General features: G+C 45.2%; 17 protein-coding genes, 2 tRNA genes, 3 rRNA genes and 1 riboswitch. Of the genes, 12 read left to right on the plus strand and 10 right to left on the minus strand.

Annotated features, from left to right (window positions below; translation table 11 throughout):
* Window positions 1-43: 43 nt before the first annotated feature.
* The 8 genes from thiE to I3B46_RS01830 all read right to left on the minus strand — a co-directional run bounded on the left by thiE (window position 44) and on the right by I3B46_RS01830 (window position 8,262).
* The gene (gene thiE, locus I3B46_RS01795) at window positions 44-682 is read right to left on the minus strand and encodes a thiamine phosphate synthase (protein WP_036942138.1); all 639 of its coding nucleotides are present in this window, start codon (window positions 680-682) and stop codon (window positions 44-46) included.
* On the minus strand, window positions 666-2,615 hold the full coding sequence (thiC, locus tag I3B46_RS01800; protein WP_163761902.1) for a phosphomethylpyrimidine synthase ThiC: 1,950 nt from the start codon (window positions 2,613-2,615) through the stop codon (window positions 666-668). The genes thiE and thiC overlap by 17 nt, the downstream gene beginning before the upstream one ends.
* Before the next feature lie 200 nt (window positions 2,616-2,815).
* Window positions 2,816-2,927: riboswitch (TPP riboswitch) on the minus strand.
* Between the two features lie 28 nt (window positions 2,928-2,955).
* A complete protein-coding gene (locus I3B46_RS01805) occupies window positions 2,956-3,618 on the minus strand; it encodes an HAD family hydrolase (RefSeq protein WP_004924796.1) in 663 nt (220 codons plus the stop codon).
* Between the two features lie 22 nt (window positions 3,619-3,640).
* Window positions 3,641-4,657 carry an ABC transporter ATP-binding protein gene (locus I3B46_RS01810; protein WP_004924798.1) on the minus strand — a complete coding sequence of 339 codons (1,017 nt, stop codon included), beginning with the start codon at window positions 4,655-4,657 and terminating at the stop codon, window positions 3,641-3,643.
* Window positions 4,657-5,475, minus strand: a complete 819-nt coding sequence (locus I3B46_RS01815) for an ABC transporter permease (protein ID WP_036942133.1) — start codon at window positions 5,473-5,475, stop codon at window positions 4,657-4,659. Before I3B46_RS01815 ends, I3B46_RS01810 begins: the two co-directional genes overlap by 1 nt.
* Window positions 5,462-6,367 (minus strand): ABC transporter permease, encoded by a 906-nt coding sequence (locus tag I3B46_RS01820; RefSeq protein WP_004924805.1) that lies wholly within the window; start codon window positions 6,365-6,367, stop codon window positions 5,462-5,464. Before I3B46_RS01820 ends, I3B46_RS01815 begins: the two co-directional genes overlap by 14 nt.
* Entirely contained in the window at window positions 6,367-7,185 is an 819-nt protein-coding gene (locus I3B46_RS01825; protein ID WP_104873045.1) for an alkaline phosphatase family protein, read from the minus strand. Before I3B46_RS01825 ends, I3B46_RS01820 begins: the two co-directional genes overlap by 1 nt.
* Before the next feature lie 24 nt (window positions 7,186-7,209).
* Complete coding sequence (locus I3B46_RS01830) at window positions 7,210-8,262, minus strand: ABC transporter substrate-binding protein (protein ID WP_061064635.1); 1,053 nt, start codon at window positions 8,260-8,262, stop codon at window positions 7,210-7,212.
* A 239-nt stretch (window positions 8,263-8,501) separates the two neighbouring features.
* On the opposite strand from I3B46_RS01830, the gene nudC reads away from it, so the two are divergent.
* The 6 genes from nudC to I3B46_RS01860 all read left to right on the plus strand — a co-directional run bounded on the left by nudC (window position 8,502) and on the right by I3B46_RS01860 (window position 13,061).
* The gene (gene nudC, locus I3B46_RS01835; RefSeq protein ID WP_004924813.1) at window positions 8,502-9,281 is read left to right on the plus strand and encodes an NAD(+) diphosphatase; all 780 of its coding nucleotides are present in this window, start codon (window positions 8,502-8,504) and stop codon (window positions 9,279-9,281) included.
* Between the two features lie 99 nt (window positions 9,282-9,380).
* Complete coding sequence (gene hemE / locus I3B46_RS01840; RefSeq protein WP_036942124.1) at window positions 9,381-10,445, plus strand: uroporphyrinogen decarboxylase; 1,065 nt, start codon at window positions 9,381-9,383, stop codon at window positions 10,443-10,445.
* A gap of 95 nt (window positions 10,446-10,540) precedes the next feature.
* A complete protein-coding gene (gene nfi, locus I3B46_RS01845; protein ID WP_076914839.1) occupies window positions 10,541-11,212 on the plus strand; it encodes a deoxyribonuclease V in 672 nt (223 codons plus the stop codon).
* A 74-nt stretch (window positions 11,213-11,286) separates the two neighbouring features.
* Window positions 11,287-11,874, plus strand: a complete 588-nt coding sequence (locus I3B46_RS01850; RefSeq protein ID WP_004924819.1) for a YjaG family protein — start codon at window positions 11,287-11,289, stop codon at window positions 11,872-11,874.
* A 201-nt stretch (window positions 11,875-12,075) separates the two neighbouring features.
* Complete coding sequence (locus I3B46_RS01855) at window positions 12,076-12,348, plus strand: HU family DNA-binding protein (RefSeq protein ID WP_004924821.1); 273 nt, start codon at window positions 12,076-12,078, stop codon at window positions 12,346-12,348.
* 89 nt (window positions 12,349-12,437) lie between these two features.
* Complete coding sequence (locus I3B46_RS01860; protein ID WP_014656945.1) at window positions 12,438-13,061, plus strand: DUF1481 domain-containing protein; 624 nt, start codon at window positions 12,438-12,440, stop codon at window positions 13,059-13,061.
* Between the two features lie 201 nt (window positions 13,062-13,262).
* On the opposite strand, the gene purD is transcribed toward I3B46_RS01860, so the two are convergent.
* Together purD and purH are read right to left on the minus strand one after the other, a co-directional pair.
* Entirely contained in the window at window positions 13,263-14,546 is a 1,284-nt protein-coding gene (gene purD, locus I3B46_RS01865) for a phosphoribosylamine--glycine ligase (protein WP_104873044.1), read from the minus strand.
* 16 nt (window positions 14,547-14,562) lie between these two features.
* Window positions 14,563-16,152 carry a bifunctional phosphoribosylaminoimidazolecarboxamide formyltransferase/IMP cyclohydrolase gene (gene purH, locus I3B46_RS01870; protein ID WP_036942111.1) on the minus strand — a complete coding sequence of 530 codons (1,590 nt, stop codon included), beginning with the start codon at window positions 16,150-16,152 and terminating at the stop codon, window positions 14,563-14,565.
* A 689-nt stretch (window positions 16,153-16,841) separates the two neighbouring features.
* Here purH and I3B46_RS01875 point away from each other — a divergent pair.
* The 6 genes from I3B46_RS01875 (at window position 16,842) to metA (ending at window position 23,750) form a co-directional block, all read left to right on the plus strand.
* A 16S ribosomal RNA gene (locus tag I3B46_RS01875) occupies window positions 16,842-18,381 on the plus strand.
* A 63-nt stretch (window positions 18,382-18,444) separates the two neighbouring features.
* Window positions 18,445-18,521 (plus strand) — tRNA-Ile (locus I3B46_RS01880).
* A gap of 135 nt (window positions 18,522-18,656) precedes the next feature.
* A tRNA-Ala gene (locus I3B46_RS01885) sits at window positions 18,657-18,732 on the plus strand.
* Between the two features lie 325 nt (window positions 18,733-19,057).
* Window positions 19,058-22,069: ribosomal RNA gene (locus I3B46_RS01890) — 23S ribosomal RNA — on the plus strand.
* Window positions 22,070-22,199: 130 nt separating this feature from the next.
* A 5S ribosomal RNA gene (rrf, locus tag I3B46_RS01895) occupies window positions 22,200-22,315 on the plus strand.
* The 16S, 23S and 5S rRNA genes sit together here with 2 tRNA genes alongside, the layout of an rRNA operon.
* A 505-nt stretch (window positions 22,316-22,820) precedes the next feature.
* Window positions 22,821-23,750: a homoserine O-acetyltransferase MetA gene (metA, locus tag I3B46_RS01900; protein WP_014656942.1), complete on the plus strand. Its 930-nt coding sequence runs from the start codon at window positions 22,821-22,823 to the stop codon at window positions 23,748-23,750.
* The last annotated feature ends 241 nt before the right edge of the window (window positions 23,751-23,991 follow it).

The following is a 23,991-nucleotide window of genomic DNA, read 5'->3' on the forward strand; positions in this document are numbered from 1 at the left end:
ACCCGCCATCACGAGAGCGTGTGGGCGGGTTTGATTCAGGTAATCAGTGATTTTCTACGAGGCGTAAAAGGGTTTTTGTTGCCTCTAGCCAATCATCTGCTTTGGTAATTGCACTCACTAAGGCGACACTTCCAACACCGGTTGCGAGCACTGCTGGCACTCTATCGATAGAGATACCGCCAATCGCGACCGTGGGGTAATCGGGAGTCGCTTCTACCATGGTTTTGAGTGTCTCCAATCCTTGAGGTGCTGAGGGCATTTTCTTGGTTTCTGTTGGGAAAATATGCCCCATCGCAATATAAGAAGGGCGCACGGATTTAGCGATAGCAAGCTCATGTTGATCATGAGTTGAGATGCCTAAACGTAGCCCAGCTTGATGAATAGCCAATAGGTCGGTGGTTTCCAGATCTTCTTGCCCAAGATGAACACCATAGGCACCGAGCTCGATAGCTAAGCGCCAATAGTCATTGATAAATAGCCGCGCATGATGCTTTTCACCGAGAGCAATCGCTCGTTGGATATCATCACGCACTTCATCATCATGCTTATCTTTAATACGTAGCTGGATAGTCGTTACGCCTGCATTAAGCAAGCGTTCAATCCATTCTACAGAGTCGACCACAGGATAAAGCCCCAATCGTTGCTCAGTGGGAGCAAAGGGAGTGCTAGGCAATTTTTTCATCGGACACGACCTCGGCACTGTGATACAACTCGCTGCCATGAGCGCGGAAAGCTTCGGACATTTGCTCCATGCCAGCTTCCTTTTGCGCCGCATAATCACGGACTTCTTGTGAAATTTTCATTGAGCAGAATTTAGGACCACACATAGAGCAGAAATGGGCAACTTTCCCTGACGCTTGTGGCAGGGTTTCATCGTGATAAGCACGTGCGGTATCTGGGTCGAGAGCTAGGTTAAATTGATCTTCCCAGCGGAACTCAAAACGCGCTTTAGACATAGCATTATCACGAATTTGTGCTCCGGGATGCCCTTTCGCGAGGTCGGCAGCATGAGCCGCAATTTTATAGGTGATTAGCCCTTGTTTAACATCCTCTTTATTTGGTAAGCCCAAATGCTCTTTTGGGGTGACATAACAGAGCATTGCACAGCCAAACCAGCCGATCATGGCTGCCCCAATACCTGATGTAAAATGGTCATAACCGGGAGCGATATCGGTAGTTAGTGGGCCGAGGGTATAAAATGGCGCTTCATGACAATGTTCAAGCTCTTCCGTCATGTTGCGGTGGATCATCTGCATTGGCACATGTCCTGGGCCTTCAATCATCACTTGCACGTCATATTCCCAAGCAATTTTTGTAAGCTCACCAAGGGTATGCAGTTCAGCAAATTGGGCTTCATCGTTAGCATCTTGAATTGACCCTGGGCGTAAACCATCACCTAATGACAGTGATACATCATAGGCTGCACAAATCTCACAAATTTCACGGAAATTTTCATATAAGAAGTTTTCTTGGTGATGAGAGAGGCACCATTTCGCCATGATCGAGCCACCACGGGAGACAATACCGGTTAAACGTTTCGCCGTCATAGGGACATAGCGCAGGAGCACACCTGCATGGATAGTAAAGTAATCGACCCCTTGTTCGGCCTGTTCAAGCAGTGTATCGCGGAACATTTCCCACGTGAGATTTTCGGCAACCCCATTAACCTTTTCGAGTGCTTGATAAATAGGCACAGTACCAATTGGCACTGGACTGTTACGTAGGATCCACTCACGAGTTTCATGAATATAACGACCAGTAGACAGATCCATAACGGTATCGGCTCCCCAGCGGGTAGACCAAATCAGTTTTTCAACCTCTTCTTCAATGGAAGAAGTCACCGATGAGTTACCGATATTGGCGTTCACTTTCACTAGGAAGTTGCGACCAATAATCATTGGCTCAGATTCAGGGTGATTGATATTGGCTGGGATGATGGCACGGCCCGCGGCAACTTCTTGGCGGACAAATTCCGGCGTGATGTTTTCAGGCAGATTTGCACCAAATGATTGTCCGGGGTGCTGCTGTCTTAAAACGTCACCACGAATACGTTCACGTCCCATATTTTCGCGAATGGCGATAAATTCCATTTCAGGGGTAATAATACCTTGGCGTGCATAATGAAGCTGTGTTACACAGCGACCCTTCATCGCTTTCAATGGGTGGGGGCGATGATTAAATCGTAAGTGATCGAGACCCGCGTCGGCAAGTCGCTGCTGCGTAAAATCTGAGCTGAGGGTATCAACCGGAACAGTATCATTACGCTCGCGGATCCAACCTTCACGGATCTTTTTTAATCCTTTATGAACATTTAATTCTGCGGCTGGGTCGCCATAGGGGCCTGAAGTATCATAAACAGGAACAGGCTCATTATCTTCAAATTGAGGATTATCTTTATCGCCGCCAATGAGGGTTGGTGAGAGCTGGATTTCTCGTATTGGCACTTGGATATCGTCTCTTGAACCTGTTAGGTAGATACGTTTTGAATTAGGGAAGGATACGCCAGAAACCGTATTGATAAAGTTTTCGGCCGCATCACGTTGTGCTTTGCGCGTTCTTGCAGGCGCCGCTTTAGGAGAAAGATCGCTTGTAGGGATAATATTATTTTGGGACATAGCAATTTCCTGACATTGTCACGAGCGATTACGCGTATATGGGCGTAGCACTCAGGTTTATCGTAAGAAAGTTGCTTGTCTGGAGTTCGGATGGAGTAATGGTATGGCGTTGCGTGTTCATTTTGTTAGCTGACGTTTGCTGTGTTGCGTATGAGTTGTCAGCCTAAATATGCAAAAGCAAATAACCAAAATTGTTACGCTGAATGATTACTCTTGTTCCCTTCGCAGGTATTAACCCGATCAGGTTCCGCGGATCCCGAATTAACGGTCTCAGCCCGTAGCTTTCGCCACTAGGCACTCCGACAAGATGGACCTAGTATAAGAGGTGCAAAAAAAATATTCAAACTTCCCAGTGATATTGTGTCCAATGTTGTTCGGTGGCGACTTGGCAAAGACGCGCGTCACCATTTACGATAAACACCTCATCGGCAAATTGGCACATGGGCAGATCATTGGCGGAATCGGTATAGAAATAAATATAGGCATCGGTAATTGGCTGGTGGCTGATCCACTGAAGCAGGCGTTTGACTTTGCCTGCTTTAAAAGTCGCAATGCCTTCTATTTCGGTGCTGTAACCGCCATTTTTCTGCTTGATGTCGATTCCCATCACGACATCAGCAGCGAATCGTTCGGCTATCTTTTTCACAATAAAAGAAACGGTTGCAGAGATCACAATGATCGGGATCCCTTGCTTTCGATACTGCTCGATTGTGCGGATCCCTTCGGGATATATACGTGGCACGATCATGCTCTCAACAAAATCATCTAACCAGAGATCAACTTGCTCGATGCTGAACCCAGATAGCGATTGCAGGCTAAAACGCAGGTAAGTCGCCATATCTAGGGAGCCTGAGTTATATTGTGCCATCATTTGTTTGTCGGCTTCGACAAAACGCGGGTCGGTGATAATTTGCTTATCCCACAGGTATTGTGTCCACAGTACGCTGCTATCCCCCTGAATTAGGGTGTCATCTAAATCAAAAACCGCCAATTTGTTTTGCATTGTGCCTCTTTTATCTCGTTTGCTAACGTAGTGCGCGAATTTCGTTCTTATTAAACATTAACTCAAGGCGTGTACCGGGTTCAAATAGTCTTTCAGATGAGCGATTTAACAAATCAACCGTCATATTGCCTGCCGCGGTATTGACGGAATAACGAATAATATTACCTAACAGTTGATGATCTAAAATAATCGCATCGACGGGCTGTGAAATATGCTCACCGTAATGTCGCCCTGCTTCTTTAACATAGATGGATTCTGGGCGAATAGCGAGCGTACCTTGCAAATTAAGCCCGAGTAGCGCATTGGCTTTGTCAGCCTCCACAAGGTTGTAATTGCCCATAAAACGCGCCACAAACTCATTGGCTGGTTGCGTGTAGATATTCTCAGCTGTATCGTTCTGGATAATCGCCCCTTTATTCATTAAAAAGATGCGATCAGACATGATCATGGCTTCATCTTGATCATGAGTAACAAAAATGGTCGTCAATTTTAACTCACGTTGGATATGACGGATCTGTTGGCGCAGATGTTTACGAATACGCGCATCTAATGCCGAAAGTGGCTCATCCAATAGCAATATTTGGGGCTTCATCACCAATGCACGAGCAAGGGCGACACGTTGCCGCTGTCCACCCGAAAGCTGGTGAGGAAATTGCTGCTCTTTACCTTGCAACTCAACCATTTCAATAACGTCTGCAACCGCTTTATTGCGCTCAGTGCTGTTGACTTTACGCATTTTTAGGCCGAAGGCGATATTGTCTTCAACTGTCATATTCGGGAATAACGCATAACTTTGAAAGACCATGCCAACGCCTCGCTGCTGGGCTGCTTGGTGCGTGATGTTTTGGCGATTGATATACAGGTCACCATTATCAGGTTGTTCGAGTCCGGCAATACAACGCAATAAGGTCGATTTTCCACAGCCGCTAGGCCCTAACAGGGTAATAAATTCGCCTTTTTCTATTGTGAATTGAATATTAGAGAACACCTGATTTTGACCAAATGATTTACTCAAATTTTCAGCAATAACATAACTCATTATTCATCTCCCGAACGGCTCATCCGCGTGGCGAGCCATGTGAGTAACAAGGTAAATAAGAAATAAGACATCACCAACGCAGAGGTAAAGTGACCGCTGGTTTGACGCATATTAAATAAGTAGATTTGCAATGTTTCATAACGTGTTCCCACCAAAATGTTGGCAAACACAAACTCACCCATCAAAAATGAAAATGAGATCAGTAATGAGACTAGTAATCCTTTGCGAATATTCGGTAATACTATTAATAAGAAAGCCTTAAAGGTACTTGCTCCGAGTAAATGCGCGGCATCCATTAAGTCATGTAAATTAATGCCTTGGAAGCTATTAGCGAGTGCACGGTACATGAAAGGTAGGGTGATAGTGAAATAAGTACCAATTAATATCCATGGCGTACCAACCAGCATAAATGGCTCATCAGCAAATATTTGTAATAGACCCACCGATGACACCACAGGGGGAATAGCAAAAGGCAGGATGATCAGTAAATCCATCAGCCCCTTTAATTTCGGGAAGCGGTAAAACACGGCAAATGCCATTGGTAAAATGATTAGTGTGCTAACCAACAAAGTACTAAAACAGATGAGCAGCGACCGCCCAAAAGCATACAGAAATCGAGGGTCTTGCCATAACTGTAAATACCATTTTATCGATAAGGCATCCGGTAAAACGGTCGCTCCCCATTGTGTAGAAATTGAATAAATAAAAGTGGCAACAATAGGTAGAGCTAATAACAAAACAACGCTAATAAGAATGAATTTATGTAGCCAAAGGCCGGAAGAGCCATTTGGCTTGGCGGTAAGATTATGACTTGGCATGATAACTCCGTTTTAATAGCCAATGATGGATGGCAGTGATAAATCCAAGAATAGCAATTAGTAAAACGGATAATGCTGCTGCTAAATTAGGCTCTAAATAAAGGTCGCCGGAGACTAAGCTGGCAATACGGATGGTCACTAGATTGTAATTGCCACTCATCAGGGCGTAAGTGCTCGCGTAAGCCCCAACGGCATTAGCAACTAAAATAATAAAAGTACCAAGTAATGCGGGAGCGAGTACGGGGATAGCAACGTTGCGCCAATAAGATAATTTACTGGCTCCCATGGTTTTAGCCGCATCTTCCCACTCCGGTTTCAACGCATCAAAGGCAGGATAAAGCAATAAAATACCCAGAGGAATTTGAAAGTAGATATACAGCAGCATTAACCCACTTGCGCTATAAATATCGAAATCCTCAATAATTCCCCAAGATTTCAATTGCAGGGTAATTGCGCCATTGACCCCAAGTATGATGATAAAAGCAAAGGCAAGGGGAACACCGCTAAAGTTACTCGCCATTGTGGTGAAGGAAATCATCATACTGCGTACTCTGCCTTGCATTTTATAGATGGAAAATGCCGTTAATGCAGAAATGAATAGCCCGATGACACTACAGACAATCGATAACCAGAGGGTGTTCTCAAAGGCTTGCAGATAAAAATCGTTGGTGAAAATATCAAGGTAGTTGTCGACTGACCAAGCTTCTTCATAAATAAAGCTATTGATAAATACCCAAATCATAGGGGCGATTTGAAACAAGCAAAACAATGTAATAAATGGCAGTGTTAATAAGGCTGATCCCCAATGAAAACGTGATAAGTGTTTCTTTAACATTGCGGCTTTCCCTTGTTGGTGGTTTGCTTGTTCACAAGGTACGCTAACGTCGGCCATTAATTATCTCCTACCAATAATGTGTGACAGACTGTTTTATCGCCATATTCAATTCCGAGTAAGGCGCAAACCGTGCCACAAATCGCAGTTTGCTTCACCATACACTGTTCTTGATGTGAAAATTGCTCGCCAATAACAAACAGAGGAACAGTGCGCTCTTCAGGTAATATACCGCCATGGCTATGATCACTGTTCATGCCATGATCACTCGTGACAATAATTTGATAGCCTTGCTCAATCCATTGAGGTAAGTAATTTGACAAAATAGTGTCGGCTTGACGCGCCGCGTTACGATATTGTGAGGAATCAAACCCAAACTTATGGCCTGTATCATCAATATTCATCGGATGGATCAGTAAAAAATCAGGCGAGTATTGAGTGCGTAGGTATTCCGCATCCATAAATAGGTGGCTGTCTGGATAATGGTCTGCTTGGTAAAAACAACCATGCTGGATAGCGAGTTGCTTATCATTGGTAAAACGGTCTCGAGTCGCAACAAAAGGTGCTCGGTTATATAGCTCGCTGACCCAATAATAAGCCGCGGCTGCCGTTGTTTTACCCGCATTCTTGGCTAAAGAAAAAATACTATCGAAGTGGGAGAGACGCACGACGTCATTGTTAACGATACCGCTATCGACAGGGGAAACTCCCGCCAAAATACATTCGTATAAAGGGCGTGACATAGAGGGTAGCTCACACTCCACTTTATAGAGCGTTGCTCGATCAGCTTCGATCAGTCCATTGAGGTAGCCCATACAATCATGGGCTACTGGGTAACTCAAGCCATCGAGAACAACAAGGATCACTTTATCAGACATGAGATATTTTCTTCCTAAGTGACATTACTGCTGGTGGATTAACACTTGCTGTTGCCACATTTTGGGGAGTTTGCGAGACGACTTTTCCCAGCCATCCGCATCGTTAATTGGGCGAACATTTTTGTACTGCTCATCCGGTAACAATTTGGCTTTAATCTCTTCGGGGAGGGTGAGGTATTCAGCACGAATTGGGCGGGCGTAGCCTTCAGCTAGGTTAATTTGCCCCTGATCGCTAAAAATAAATTCACGTGCTAACTTCGCGGCATTTGGATTTTTGGCATATTTATTAATGATAGTGGTATAGCCTGAGATAACTGAACCATCAGAAGGAATGACAACGGTAAAGCGCTCACGATTGATCTGATCACGATAATTCAGCGCATTGAAATCCCAAAGAATACCGACGGCAACTTCGCCTTTTTCAATATTTGCAACGGTTGGATCATTCACGGAAAGACGTTTTTGCTTGGCAAGTTCAGCAAAAAACGCAATAGCGGGCTGTAAGTTATTTTCATCACCACCGCGCGCATAGGCCGCTGCTAATACTGCATTGTTAGCTTGAGCTGCGATACCAACATCACCAACAGTGACTTTATATTTACCTTTTAGCAAATCATCCCAGCTTTTTGGTGCATCTTTAACTAACTCATTATTGATCATGAAAGCAATGGTGCCCGTATAAGCCAGTGCCCAATGGCCTTCTTTATCTTTTGCCCAATCAGGGATTTGTGACCATGTGGTTGGTTTATAAGGTTGGGTAACGCCTTTCTGTACGGCAACAGGGCCAAAGGAGGCGCCGACATCGCCAATATCTGCGGTAGCATTATTTTTTTCAGCGGCAAACTTAGCAATCTCTTGCGCTGAACTCATATCCGTATCTTGGTGCTTTAATCCATAGGTTTTTTCGAGATCTTGCCAAGTTCCTTTCCAGTTAGCCCAAGTATCTGGCATTCCAACACTGTATACTTGACCTTCTTTTTTAGCGGCTTCAATCAAGGCGGTTAAATCGTTATCGGCTGCTAAAGCAGCACTTGACGCGGTTAATGAAAGTAAAACTGCGGGTACAATCGTTTTCATTTTATCTCTCACTGTATAGAGGAGTTATATTGGTTAGTTAGTATGCTAATTTTCCAAGGTGACAGTGAGTTGACGGTTTTGTGACACTTTTTCGATGTTTTAGGGAAAAAACTGTCTAAAAAGTGTCAAAAACACTAACTAAAAATGATTAAGTACAACGACTAGATTACATTTTGTGAAAAAAGCGTATCTTTATAGAAAAAGATGAAATCCTTTTATACCAATAAAAGATGTAAAAAATGACAAAAGTGACATTAACTGGAACAGAGAAAGGTTGGTGGTTTGTTTGCTTTGCTGGGCGCTTATGGTTACCACAAGGAGATGCTCCTAGGGGGAGTGCAAAAGATTGGTCACTGTCTGGGAAGATAGCAACACCGATTGGTGAATGGCAAGGTGAGGTTGTTTGGCTAATTGCTGAAAAAATGCCAACAGATATGGCTTCACCGCGCTTATTAGCATCACAAGATGAGGGATTATTTCGTTTAGCTGGGCGTGGAGTACAGTTAGCGGAGTTTTATCGTTCCCATCGTTACTGCGGTTATTGCGGCACCGCAATGCGTCATAGTACGACTGAGTGGGCTTGTCTTTGTGACCATTGCCATGAACGCTATTACCCACAAATTGCGCCTTGCATTATTGTTGGCATCCGTCGTGGTGACCATATATTGCTAGCACAGCACCGCCGCCATACTCAAAACCCTCTCTTTACCGTACTTGCGGGTTTTGTTGAAGTGGGTGAGACACTGGAAGAAGCGGTAGCACGAGAAGTCATGGAAGAAAGCGGGATCACAATACGTAATATTCGTTATGTGTCTTCTCAGCCTTGGCCTTTCCCTCACTCATTAATGATGGGGTTTCTGGCTGACTATGACAGTGGCGAAATTAAGGTTGACCCGAATGAACTCGTGAGTGCCGCGTGGTATCACTACAATGAATTACCTAAAATTCCTCCGAGTGACACAATCGCAAGGCGATTAATTGAAGATACGGTGGCTTTATGTCGCCAAGAGGACGCCTAAACGTGCGAATTGCTTAGGCGCTGATATTGTTGTGTGTAACATGCTACAATAGCGGCCCTTAGCCATTTGCGGCGGCCACTGACTATAATGGAGTAAATAATGACTGAGTTGAAAAATGACCGCTATCTACGTGCTTTGCTACGTCAGCCTGTAGATACCACCCCTGTATGGATGATGCGTCAAGCAGGGCGTTACCTACCGGAGTACAAAGCAACGCGTGCACAGGCTGGTGATTTTATTTCTCTGTGTAAAAACACCGAGTTAGCGTGTGAAGTGACACTTCAACCGTTACGTCGTTTTCCATTAGACGCCGCAATCCTATTTTCTGATATCTTAACCATCCCTGATGCTATGGGGCTAGGCCTCTATTTTGAGACGGGTGAAGGGCCTCGTTTCAAAAAGCCAATCACTTGCCTAAATGATATAAAAAACATACCAGTACCTGATCCGGAAATGGAACTGGGCTATGTTATGGATGCGGTAAGAGCAATCCGTAAAGCGCTAAAGGGGGATGTACCTCTTATCGGTTTTTCGGGGAGTCCGTGGACATTAGCCACTTACATGGTCGAAGGTGGCAGCAGTAAAGCGTTCACAAAAATTAAAAAAATGATGTATGAAGACCCGAATGCGCTCCACTTATTACTGGATAAACTCGCTGATAGCGTGATTTTATATTTAAATGCGCAAATTCGGGCAGGGGCTCAATCCATCATGATTTTTGATACATGGGGTGGCGTGCTAACTAAACGTGATTATTTACAATTCTCTCTTCATTACATGCATAAGATCATTGATGGCCTAATACGTGAAAATGAAGGCCGCCGTGTGCCTGTGACCCTATTTACAAAAGGCGGTGGGCAATGGCTAGAGGAGATGGCTGCAACAGGTTGTGATGCTCTAGGTCTTGATTGGACCACTGAAATTGCGGATGCCCGTCGTCGAGTCGGTGACAAAGTGGCACTACAGGGAAATATGGATCCATCAATGCTTTATGCTCCGATACCGCGCATTGAAGAAGAAGTACAAAATATTTTGGCAGGCTTCGGGCAAGGTAATGGACATGTCTTTAATTTAGGTCATGGTATCCATCAAGATGTTCCCCCTGAGCATGCAGGTGCTTTTGTTGATGCCGTCCACCGTTTTTCCCGCCAATACCATCAATAACTGATCGGTTTTTTGATAGCGTACTCACAGATCCTTGTAAGTACGCTGTTATCTTCTATCATTAATCGTTAATCATAATAAGTATTGAGCACATCATGGCCATAGACACTCGATTGTTGCGACAAGAGCAAGCAGATAAAGCACAGCTTATTGTATTGAATGAAAATAATATACAGCCGATTTTTATCGGTGGTGCTGATGTGGGCTTTGAGCAGCAAGGTACTGTCACTCGTGCGGTGATCGCCGTTCTGTCATGGCCTGATTTGCAATTGGTTGAGTATCAGATTGCGCGAGTACCCACACAATTACCTTATATTCCGGGTTTGCTCTCTTTTCGTGAAGTGCCTGGATTGATGGCAGCTTGGCAACAATTGCATCATAAACCTGAATTAGTGTTAGTTGATGGTCAAGGGATCGCCCATCCTCGTCGTTTCGGTGTTGCGTGTCACTTTGGCTTACAGGCTGATGTGCCAACCATTGGAGTCGCAAAAAGTCGATTGTACGGTGACTATGAAGCAGTGAATGAAGCCCCGGGAAGTTTTCAACCATTACGGCATGGCGAAAATCAGCTTGGTTGGGTACTGAGAAGTAAAAAAAGATGCAATCCTTTGTTTATTTCACCGGGTCATAAGATGAGTGTCAGTGCTTCTCGTGAGTGGGTTGAACGCTGTTTAAAGGGGTATCGGCTACCTGAGCCAACGCGACTTGCTGATGGAATAGCCTCTAATAGGTCGTTTTTTGAGCGAATGAAAGAGAAATCCGGCTAATTATCAGCAAAATATGTGGTATTGGCAGATTTTCAGGTAAACTGCGATGTATTGAGATTGATGAGTCTGAAATTATGTTAAGAAATCCCATCCATTTGAGGTTGGAAAAACTAGAAAGCTGGCAACATGTTACTTTTATGGCATGCCTGTGCGAACGAATGTACCCCAACTACCAAATGTTTTGTCAGCAAAGTGAATTTACTGACGCAAAGGTTTATCGGTCTATACTTGATTTGGTATGGGAAACGCTGGTCGTTAAAGACAGTAAAATTAATTTCGACAATCAGCTCGAAAAATTAGAAGAAATTATACCGTCAGCAGATGATTTTGATTTCTACGGTGTTTATCCAGCCATTGATGCTTGTATCGCTTTAGGTGAAGTGGTTCATGCAAAATTAAGTGGCGAAACACTGAGCCATGCTATTGCGGTTAGCGAAACATCGATTCGTACTGTTGCGATGCTGGAAATGACCCAAGCTGGTAGGGAAATGTCAGAGGAAGAGCTGAAAGAATTATCCTCAATTGAGGAAGAGTGGGATATCCAGTGGGAAATTTTCCGTTTACTGGCTGCCTGTGAAGAGCGAGACTTAGAGTTAATTAAAGGATTAAAATCTGACCTCCGTGAAGCGGGGGTTAGCAATATTGGTATTACTGTAGGCTAGTTTTTAGCGTTTCATTGATGAAAACGTGACTTAGCGCAGTAATGCTGATGACTAAGACTTCACATTTGCCCCTAGACTGGTCTACATTTAGGGGCAAGAAGAGAAGTGGCTATCGGGGGCGTGTATCAGGGGCTGTCAATTTGGCATATCCGACGCACTCGATGCTTTGCAAACGATAAACACACTGTGTAAGGATAATTTATGAACAAGACTGAATTAGTTGATGCTATCGCAGAATCAGCAGACCTGACAAAAGTACAGGCTAAAGCAGCATTAGAATCAACTCTGAATGCTATTTCAGAAACGCTGAAAAAAGGCGAGCAAGTACAACTGGTCGGTTTCGGTACTTTCAAAGTCAGCCACCGTGCAGAGCGTACCGGTCGTAACCCGCAAACTCGCGAAGAGATCACTATCCCAGCAACTAATGTTCCTGCTTTCTCTGCCGGTAAAGCACTGAAAGAAGCGGTAAAATAATTAAGTTGCAAACTAGAATTATCAGGGGGGGTAGTCAACGACCCCTTTTGTTCATTCGGAAAGGGTTGCTGGTATTGGGAGCCATCTCAATGCTCAGCGCCTGTTCTTCTCGTAACAACTTTCCCGAGTTTAGTGCGAGTGGATTTATTGCGGATGATGGTGTAATCCGTATGTGGCGTCTTAATGACGCAAAAAATGACCCTCAAGTGCTTATGGTTGTTTACAGCCCTTACAAAGGCACTGATACTTCCGTTAATTTCTTCGAGTACCGAGCAGGCCAGCTTTGGCAAATTCGTAGCCAAATCTTAAATGCGGGTGAGCAAGAAATGATGGAACAACTCCGTTTTAACAAAAACGATGATGTGATCTTTATGCAACGAGTCGAAAAAGATCGCAAAACCGCACTTTCTTCCGATGACATTATCCGTTGGCGTTTTGAAGCAAAACGTATTTTAGATATTAATACTGCTTTGGTAGTCGGTGGTGTGAAACTATACCAAGGCCGTTGGTCACAAAACCAAGTCGTCACTTGTGGCGGTGATGTCAAAAAAGTCGAATTTGAACCTTATGCACAAAATTGGTTAGAAAGCCGAACAAAAGTTTGGCATAAACAGCTGAATATTGCTTGGTTAGAATCCCCTGAAGGGAATCAACTTTTGATGGTTGCGGATACCGATTTTTGCCGCTGGCAGCCTAGTAAAGATTCATTGTAATCTCACCGCTCGTCGTCTTTCGCATCCTAACGTTGTTGGCTTCAGCAACTCACCTCAGTCACATATTTGTGTATACCCCCGAGGATAAATTACTTTGTCGCCTAGTTAGGCTACGAAATACTCAGCGCTTTCGCCTGTTAGAAATAAAAAAGCTGATAAAGCGGCTGTTTATCAGCTTAGTGAGTTTAGCTTCTGTGCTCGCTATTTCAGGCGTGCGACGGCACGATAACCAATATCTTTACGGTAAAAACTGCCATCCCAATGAATATTTTCAGCGGCTTGATAGGCTTTTTGTTGAGCTTGGGCGATATCATTACCGAGTGCTGTGACACAAAGAACACGGCCTCCGGCAGTGATGACCTTATCATCTTTCATTTTAGTGCCAGCATGAAATACTTTGCTATCCGCCATTTCTTCGGTCGGCAAACCGTGGATCACATCACCTTGGCGGTAATCACCTGGATAACCTCCGGCAGCAATTACCACACCGAGAGCAGGGCGTTCATCCCATAAGGAATCTTTACCTGCTAGCTCACCTTTTGCCCCTGCAAGACACAACTCGACTAAATCAGATTGTAAACGCATCATGATAGGTTGAGTTTCAGGATCGCCAAAACGGCAGTTAAATTCGATAACTTTAGGGTTACCAGCCTTATCAATCATTAGACCCGCATAGAGGAAACCTTGATAACGATGCCCCTCGGCATCCATACCTTTTACTGTTGGATAGATGATTTGTTCCATGACACGCTGGTGAATTTCATTTGTCACAACGGGCGCCGGTGAATATGCGCCCATGCCGCCCGTGTTAAGACCTGTATCACCATCACCAACACGTTTATGGTCTTGGCTAGTTGCCATTGGAATGACATTTTCGCCGTCCACCATCACAATAAAACTTGCTTCTTCACCGTCTAAGAACTCTTCAATCACGATACGGTGACCTGCATCACCAAATGCGTTACCAGCAAGCATATCGTGCACAGCATCTTTAGCTTCAGCCAGCGTCATCGCGACAATGACACCTTTACCTGCGGCAAGACCATCAGCCTTAATAACAATCGGTGCGCCGACGTTATCCAGATACGCCAAAGCAGGTTCGATTTCAGTAAAATTTTGGTAAGCGGCTGTCGGTATTTTGTGACGAGCTAAAAAGTCTTTCGTAAAAGCTTTCGAACCTTCGAGCTGTGCGGCGCCTTGAGTCGGACCGAAAATGGTTAGCCCTGCTTTTTGGAACGCATCAACGACCCCAATGACCAGTGGTGCTTCTGGGCCAACAATCGTTAGGCCGATTTGTTGCTCTTTCGCAAATTTTAATAATTCATCGATATCCGTTGCTGAGATAGCCACGTTTTCAAGATTAGGCTCTAATGCAGTTCCAGCATTACCCGGAGCCACATAAACTTTGTCAGCAAGTGGTGATTGTGCGGCTTTCCATGCTAGGGCGTGTTCACGACCACCGCCACCAATAATTAAAATATTCATACTTAACTCCACATGATTAATGGCGGAAATGGCGCATATTAGTGAAAATCATGGCGATGCCGTGCTCGTTAGCCGCTTCAATCACTTCGCTATCGCGGATTGAACCACCTGGCTGGATCACACAGGTCACACCAACGGCTGCCGCTGCATCAATACCGTCACGGAACGGGAAGAATGCGTCGGAGGCCATTGCACAACCTGCAACTTCTAAGCCTTCATCTGCGGCTTTAATACCTGCAATTTTCGCAGAATACACTCGGCTCATTTGCCCTGCACCAATGCCAATAGTCATATCATTTTTGGCATAAACAATCGCGTTCGACTTAACGAATTTAGCGACTTTCCAACAGAATAGAGCATCTTTAAATTCACGCTCAGTGGGTTGGCGTTTAGTCACAACACGTAGCTCGTCAGGTTCAACCATACCGAGGTCACGGTCTTGGACCAATAAACCACCGTTAACACGTTTAAAATCTAATCCTGCAACAGGTTTATCCCACTCACCACATGTAAGAACACGCACATTTTGCTTGGTCGCTAATACTGAAAGAGCATCATCGGCAACCGTTGGTGCAATAATAACTTCTACAAATTGGCGCTCAATAATCGCTTCTGCTGTTGCCTTATCAAGCTGACGGTTAAAGGCAATGATGCCACCAAAAGCAGACGTTGGATCCGTTTTAAACGCGCGATCGTAAGCTGCATGAATATTATTACCAATAGCAACACCGCAAGGGTTGGCATGTTTGACGATAACGCAGGCTGGCTCTTCGAAAGATTTAACACATTCTAAAGCGGCGTCCGTATCAGCAATATTGTTATAAGAGAGAGCCTTACCTTGCAGCTGTGTCGCCGTGGCGATTGATGCCTCTTTAGGGTTCTCTTCTATATAAAAAGCGGCATCTTGGTGACTATTTTCACCGTAACGCATGTCTTGTTTTTTGATAAAGTTTAAATTCAACGTACGAGGGAAACGTCCCGATGGTTGCGTTGTATCGCCATAATAAGGGGTGACTAATTCGCCAAAGTAGTTGGCTATCATACTGTCATAAGCGGCAGTATGTTCGAACGCTTTAATAGCAAGGTCAAAACGAGTAGACCAATTTAAAGAGTTATCGTGGTTATCCAATTCTTCAATGATTTTTTCATAATCATTGCTGTTCACAACAATCGCGACATCTTTATGGTTTTTAGCGGCTGAGCGCACCATTGTGGGGCCGCCGATATCAATATTTTCAACAGCATCTTCTAGGGTACAGTTAGGCTTAGCGACGGTTTGTGCAAAGGGGTACAGATTGACAACAACCATATCAATCGGTTCGATATTATGTTGCTGCATAATGGCATCATCAATGCCACGACGACCTAAAATGCCACCATGAACTTTTGGGTGAAGTGTTTTAACACGACCATCCATCATTTCAGGGAACCCTGTATAGTCTGAAACTTCGGTGACTTTTAACCCTGACTCGGCAAGTAGTTTTGCGGTTCCACCTGTAGAGAGCAGTTCAACACCTCGTTGTGAAAGCGCTTTAGCGAATTCAACAACACCTGTTTTATCAGAAACACTGAGCAGGGCACGACGAATAGGACGAAGCTGTTGCATGAGATAGATCCCTTGGATAAGAAAGCAATAAAACCGTAAGAGTTAGTTTAAAGCGTAAAAACGACGCTTCTTATATATACCTATTTCTGCTGTAACTGTTTAATCACATCAAAATATCAATAGATAGAGATAAGCCACTAACAATTTCAGAACATAAAAATAAAATCAACGATGAATTTTCATGCTAATTGTAACGCAATCGTTTGCGTAATGCGCGTTATATTTTAATTATTTTTATGGTTGTGGATAACTTTGTGGGTAAATCTGTATAAAGGTGCGTTTTGCTGTGGAATGCAGCAATCGAATAAAAAAGTGATAAAAAGGGGTTGCTAGAATTTTCTGACTCCCTATAATGCGCATCCGTTGTCACGACAAACCGCTTCGGTGGTCAGGTTAGAAAAGAAACCAGTGGCAACGAGAGGTGAAAAAAGAAAGAAAAAGTTGAAAATAATCGCTTGACTTTCTCACGAAAAAACGTAGTATACATCACCTCGCGACAACGACCTAACTGGTTAATATCGAAAGATAAAGTCGCAACGCTCTTTAACAATTTATCAGACAATCTGTGTGGGCACTCACAGGACACTATCAAAAAAATATTTGATTTTAAAGTCTTGAAGAGTGACTAACACGTTAATTCATATATGAAAGAATGTAGTCAGTTTAATTCTTTGAGCATCAAACGCTTTTAATTGAAGAGTTTGATCATGGCTCAGATTGAACGCTGGCGGCAGGCCTAACACATGCAAGTCGAGCGGTAACAGGGGAAGCTTGCTTCTCGCTGACGAGCGGCGGACGGGTGAGTAATGTATGGGGATCTGCCCGATAGAGGGGGATAACTACTGGAAACGGTGGCTAATACCGCATAATCTCTTAGGAGCAAAGCAGGGGACCTTCGGGCCTTGCGCTGTCGGATGAACCCATATGGGATTAGCTAGTAGGTAAGGTAATGGCTTACCTAGGCGACGATCCCTAGCTGGTCTGAGAGGATGATCAGCCACACTGGGACTGAGACACGGCCCAGACTCCTACGGGAGGCAGCAGTGGGGAATATTGCACAATGGGCGCAAGCCTGATGCAGCCATGCCGCGTGTATGAAGAAGGCCCTAGGGTTGTAAAGTACTTTCAGTCGGGAGGAAGGCGTTGATGTTAATACCATCAACGATTGACGTTACCGACAGAAGAAGCACCGGCTAACTCCGTGCCAGCAGCCGCGGTAATACGGAGGGTGCAAGCGTTAATCGGAATTACTGGGCGTAAAGCGCACGCAGGCGGTTAATTAAGTTAGATGTGAAATCCCCGGGCTTAACCTGGGAATGGCATCTAAGACTGGTTAGCTAGAGTCTTGTAGAGGGGGGTAGAATTCCATGTGTAGCGGTGAAATGCGTAGAGATGTGGAGGAATACCGGTGGCGAAGGCGGCCCCCTGGACAAAGACTGACGCTCAGGTGCGAAAGCGTGGGGAGCAAACAGGATTAGATACCCTGGTAGTCCACGCTGTAAACGATGTCGATTTGGAGGTTGTTCCCTAGAGGAGTGGCTTCCGGAGCTAACGCGTTAAATCGACCGCCTGGGGAGTACGGCCGCAAGGTTAAAACTCAAATGAATTGACGGGGGCCCGCACAAGCGGTGGAGCATGTGGTTTAATTCGATGCAACGCGAAGAACCTTACCTACTCTTGACATCCAGAGAATTTAGCAGAGATGCTTAAGTGCCTTCGGGAACTCTGAGACAGGTGCTGCATGGCTGTCGTCAGCTCGTGTTGTGAAATGTTGGGTTAAGTCCCGCAACGAGCGCAACCCTTATCCTTTGTTGCCAGCGATTCGGTCGGGAACTCAAAGGAGACTGCCGGTGATAAACCGGAGGAAGGTGGGGATGACGTCAAGTCATCATGGCCCTTACGAGTAGGGCTACACACGTGCTACAATGGCGTATACAAAGAGAAGCGACCTCGCGAGAGCAAGCGGAACTCATAAAGTACGTCGTAGTCCGGATTGGAGTCTGCAACTCGACTCCATGAAGTCGGAATCGCTAGTAATCGTAGATCAGAATGCTACGGTGAATACGTTCCCGGGCCTTGTACACACCGCCCGTCACACCATGGGAGTGGGTTGCAAAAGAAGTAGGTAGCTTAACCTTCGGGAGGGCGCTTACCACTTTGTGATCCATGACTGGGGTGAAGTCGTAACAAGGTAACCGTAGGGGAACCTGCGGTTGGATCACCTCCTTACCGTTGAAGTGTTTTGTGAAGTGTTCACACAGATTGTCTGATGAAAGAGTCAACGGTATCAATAGGCTTGTAGCTCAGGTGGTTAGAGCGCACCCCTGATAAGGGTGAGGTCGGTGGTTCAAGTCCACTCAGGCCTACCAAAATCGAATGAATGCTACGTTGTATCTCAGCTCGTTTACCTAGTGTAAACGTCGCTAAGCTACGCCTTGCCTTAATTCGATTTCGTTTTTAATCACACCGATTAAAGACGGCGATGATACTGTTAAACCTGTTATGGGGCTATAGCTCAGCTGGGAGAGCGCCTGCCTTGCACGCAGGAGGTCAGCGGTTCGATCCCGCTTAGCTCCACCATAATATTTTTGAATTATTCAGAATAGATTAGTTTTAGTCTATTGCGAATAATTATGCTCTTTAACAATCTGGAACAAGCTGAAAATTGAAACAACGCACATTGTTTATTGCTTAAACAATGTGAGAGTCTCTCAAAATTTCAAACCTGAAATTTTCGGTCATTCAAACGAGTGGCATGAGCGAGCAGGGTGAAATTCAAGGCGGACAGCGCGCAGCAAGCGCAGCGTACAGGAGTACGTGAGCATTGCGAGCACTGCCCAACGCAGAAGTTCACCACGCACAGCCATGACAGTCAGGTGATCGTTGAAACAATTTCGGGTTGTGAGGTTAAGCGACTAAGCGTACACGGTGGATGCCTAGGCAATCAGAGGCGATGAAGGACGTGCTAATCTGCGAAAAGCGTCGGTAAGGTGATATGAACCGTTATAACCGACGATGTCCGAATGGGGAAACCCAGTGCAATTCGTTGCACTATCGTTTGATGAATCCATAGTCAAACGAGGCGAACCGGGGGAACTGAAACATCTCAGTACCCCGAGGAAAAGAAATCAACCGAGATTCCCCTAGTAGCGGCGAGCGAACGGGGAGCAGCCCAGAGTCTTAATCAGCATCAGCATCAGGAGAACGGTCTGGAAAGGCCGGCAATAAAGGGTGATAGCCCCGTATCCGAAGGTGTTGGTGTTGTGAACTCGACGAGTAGGGCGGGACACGTGTTATCCTGTCTGAATATGGGGGGACCATCCTCCAAGGCTAAATACTCCTGATTGACCGATAGTGAACCAGTACCGTGAGGGAAAGGCGAAAAGAACCCCGGCGAGGGGAGTGAAATAGAACCTGAAACCGTGTACGTACAAGCAGTGGGAGCCCCACCACTAAGCCAGTGGTGAGTCATCACAGCGTCATCCTTACTTGATGGCGGTTGGCGGAACGTCCTTTGTGACGCCCAACCCAAAAAATCAAGCAAAGGGGGCTTAGTGGTGGGGTGACTGCGTACCTTTTGTATAATGGGTCAGCGACTTATATTCTGTAGCAAGGTTAACCGAATAGGGGAGCCGTAGGGAAACCGAGTCTTAACTGGGCGAATGAGTTGCAGGGTATAGACCCGAAACCCGGTGATCTAGCCATGGGCAGGTTGAAGGTTGGGTAACACTAACTGGAGGACCGAACCGACTAATGTTGAAAAATTAGCGGATGACTTGTGGCTGGGGGTGAAAGGCCAATCAAACCGGGAGATAGCTGGTTCTCCCCGAAAGCTATTTAGGTAGCGCCTCGTGAACTCATCTTCGGGGGTAGAGCACTGTTTCGGCTAGGGGGTCATCCCGACTTACCAACCCGATGCAAACTACGAATACCGAAGAATGTTATCACGGGAGACACACGGCGGGTGCTAACGTTCGTCGTGAAGAGGGAAACAACCCAGACCGCCAGCTAAGGTCCCAAAGTCATGGTTAAGTGGGAAACGAAGTGGGAAGGCTCAGACAGCCAGGATGTTGGCTTAGAAGCAGCCATCATTTAAAGAAAGCGTAATAGCTCACTGGTCGAGTCGGCCTGCGCGGAAGATGTAACGGGGCTAAACCATGCACCGAAGCTGCGGCAGCGACATGTAAATGTTGTTGGGTAGGGGAGCGTTCTGTAAGCCTGTGAAGGTGTGCTGCGAGGCATGCTGGAGGTATCAGAAGTGCGAATGCTGACATAAGTAACGATAATGCGGGTGAAAAACCCGCACGCCGGAAGACCAAGGGTTCCTGTCCAACGTTAATCGGGGCAGGGTGAGTCGACCCCTAAGGCGAGGCAGAAATGCGTAGTCGATGGGAAACAGGTTAATATTCCTGTACTGGTGATAATTGCGATGGGGGGACGGAGAAGGCTAGGCTGGCCGGGCGACGGTTGTCCCGGTTTAAGGATGTAGGTGGGTGAATTAGGCAAATCCGGTTCGCTATACACTGAGGTCTGATGACGAGTCACTACGGTGGCGAAGTAGCTCATGCCCCGCTTCCAGGAAAAGCCTCTAAGCTCTAGATTATCATTAATCGTACCCCAAACCGACACAGGTGGTCAGGTAGAGAATACTCAGGCGCTTGAGAGAACTCGGGTGAAGGAACTAGGCAAAATGGTGCCGTAACTTCGGGAGAAGGCACGCTGGCATTAGGTGAAGTGGTTTACCCATGGAGCTGAAGCCAGTCGCAGATACCAGCTGGCTGCAACTGTTTATTAAAAACACAGCACTGTGCAAACACGAAAGTGGACGTATACGGTGTGACGCCTGCCCGGTGCTGGAAGGTTAATTGATGGGGTTATCCGTAAGGAGAAGCTCTTGATCGAAGCCCCAGTAAACGGCGGCCGTAACTATAACGGTCCTAAGGTAGCGAAATTCCTTGTCGGGTAAGTTCCGACCTGCACGAATGGCGTAATGATGGCCAGGCTGTCTCCACCCGAGACTCAGTGAAATTGAACTCGCTGTGAAGATGCAGTGTACCCGCGGCAAGACGGAAAGACCCCGTGAACCTTTACTATAGCTTGACACTGAACATTGAGCCTTGATGTGTAGGATAGGTGGGAGGCTTTGAAGTGTGGACGCCAGTCTGCATGGAGCCAACCTTGAAATACCACCCTTTAATGTTTGATGTTCTAACGTAGCCCCATAATCTGGGGTGCGGACAGTGTCTGGTGGGTAGTTTGACTGGGGCGGTCTCCTCCCAAAGCGTAACGGAGGAGCACGAAGGTTGGCTAAGCATGGTCGGACATCATGCGGTTAGTGCAAAGGCATAAGCCAGCTTGACTGCGAGAGTGACGGCTCGAGCAGGTACGAAAGTAGGTCTTAGTGATCCGGTGGTTCTGAATGGAAGGGCCATCGCTCAACGGATAAAAGGTACTCCGGGGATAACAGGCTGATACCGCCCAAGAGTTCATATCGACGGCGGTGTTTGGCACCTCGATGTCGGCTCATCACATCCTGGGGCTGAAGTAGGTCCCAAGGGTATGGCTGTTCGCCATTTAAAGTGGTACGCGAGCTGGGTTTAGAACGTCGTGAGACAGTTCGGTCCCTATCTGCCGTGGGCGTTGGAAGATTGAAAGGGGCTGCTCCTAGTACGAGAGGACCGGAGTGGACGCACCGCTGGTGTTCGGGTTGTCATGCCAATGGCACTGCCCGGTAGCTAAGTGCGGAAGAGATAACCGCTGAAAGCATCTAAGCGGGAAACTTGCCTTGAGATGAGTCTTCCCTGACTCTTTAAGGGTCCTAAAGGAACGTTTAAGACGAAGACGTTGATAGGCTGGGTGTGTAAGCGTAGCGATACGTTGAGCTAACCAGTACTAATGAACCGTGAGGCTTAACCTGACAACACCGAAGGTGTTTTAGAGAGACGATTGTTGAAGTGCACGAGATAGAGTGGTGCGAGAAATCAGCTTGTTCAAGATTGCAGTTCTGGTTTGCGGTGTCGACGCAAACGGGAACGAAACCGAATTTGTCTGGCGGCAATAGCGCGGTGGTCCCACCTGACCCCATGCCGAACTCAGCAGTGAAACGCCGTAGCGCCGATGGTAGTGTGGGGTCTCCCCATGTGAGAGTAGGGAACTGCCAGACATCAAATCAGTGAGAAAGCCACCCATCGGGTGGCTTTTTTGCGTTTGGGAGAGATAAAGTTTAATCCCTTATTTAGGGCGGCTTATTTTTTCAAATATGGGTTATTTCAATAGCAATAGATAGATTAAAGAATTATTAGTAAGAAATTTATCAAAGCCCTCATCTATTTCATACCTTACCTTCCATCACTTCCCTTCTTTTCCCATTTTCTCTATTTTTGGCGGATTCCAGCCAGCATTACTAGTACTTAGTATCTTTGTCTCTGTATAGGATATAAATAAAAATTCTAATAAATATTGATGTTTATAATTGAATAGTTTTTATCATAATATAAATAGAATCATACAGTTATAACCATGCTATATATAGCAATCAAATTGTACCAAATCTAATCACTTGAAATAATTTCAATTAGTGTTGAAAGACTCGACAATGATGGCAACTTTGGTTAGATTATTTAGCATTCTAGAAGTCTAAACGTATAAATGTATAAAAGGGGAAGATGATGCCAATTCGTTTACCTGATGAGTTGCCAGCGGTAAATTTCTTACGAGAGGAGAATGTTTTTGTCATGACAACGACAAGAGCAAGCCTTCAGGAGATCCGTCCCTTGAAAGTGTTACTACTCAATTTGATGCCTAAGAAAATTGAAACTGAAAATCAATTTTTACGTTTACTGTCGAACACACCGCTACAAGTTGATATTCAGTTACTGCGAATTGATCAGCGTGAATCTAAAAATACGCCTGCGGAACATCTGAATACCTTTTATTGTGACTTTGAGGATATCCAAGACCAGAATTTTGATGGATTGATTGTGACTGGTGCTCCTTTAGGTTTAGTGGAGTTTTGTGATGTTGCTTATTGGCAGCAAATAGAAAAAGTGATTCATTGGGCGAAAGATCATGTGACCTCGACTCTATTTGTTTGCTGGGCGGTGCAGGCTGCATTGAAAGTGCTTTATGATTTACCTAAATGGACACGGGAAGAAAAGCTATCTGGTATTTATCAGCATGATACGCTTGAGCCTTTTGCCCTATTAACCCGAGGATTTGATGGATCTTTTTATGCGCCTCATTCACGCTATGCTGACTTCCCTGAATCATTGATCCGCAAACATACGGATTTGGATATATTAGCTAGTTCACAAGAAGCAGGGGCTTATCTATTTGCATCTAAAGATAAGCGATTAGTTTTTGTTACAGGTCATCCAGAATACGATGCGGATACCCTCGCTCAAGAATATTGGCGCGATGTTGATGCTGGAATTTCGCCAAATATCCCCTGTAATTATTTTAGGGAAAATAATCCGGAAAAGGATCCCATTATTACTTGGCGTAGTCATGGGCACCTACTTTTCTCAAATTGGTTAAATTATTATGTGTATCAGATCACACCTTTCGATCTTAGTCATATGCAGCCGACGTTAGATTAAAAAACCACCTATCTACTGCCAGATACGCTTATAACAACGTATTCGCCTAGTGTAATGATAAATTACAGCGATTTCATTTAAGTTGAATCCTAATTAAAGAATTTAAGCAGCCCTGATGAGGCTGCTTTTTTTGTTTTTTAGTAAATGATTGTTATTTTTACAACACATTGATTTAACTTAATTTTAACATCTTTTGTTGTGAAAAGGGAACCTGCAATCATAATTAGAATCTTGTTAATTT

The organism is Providencia sp. 2.29 (assembly GCF_015832305.1).
Taxonomy (GTDB): domain Bacteria; phylum Pseudomonadota; class Gammaproteobacteria; order Enterobacterales; family Enterobacteriaceae; genus Providencia; species Providencia stuartii.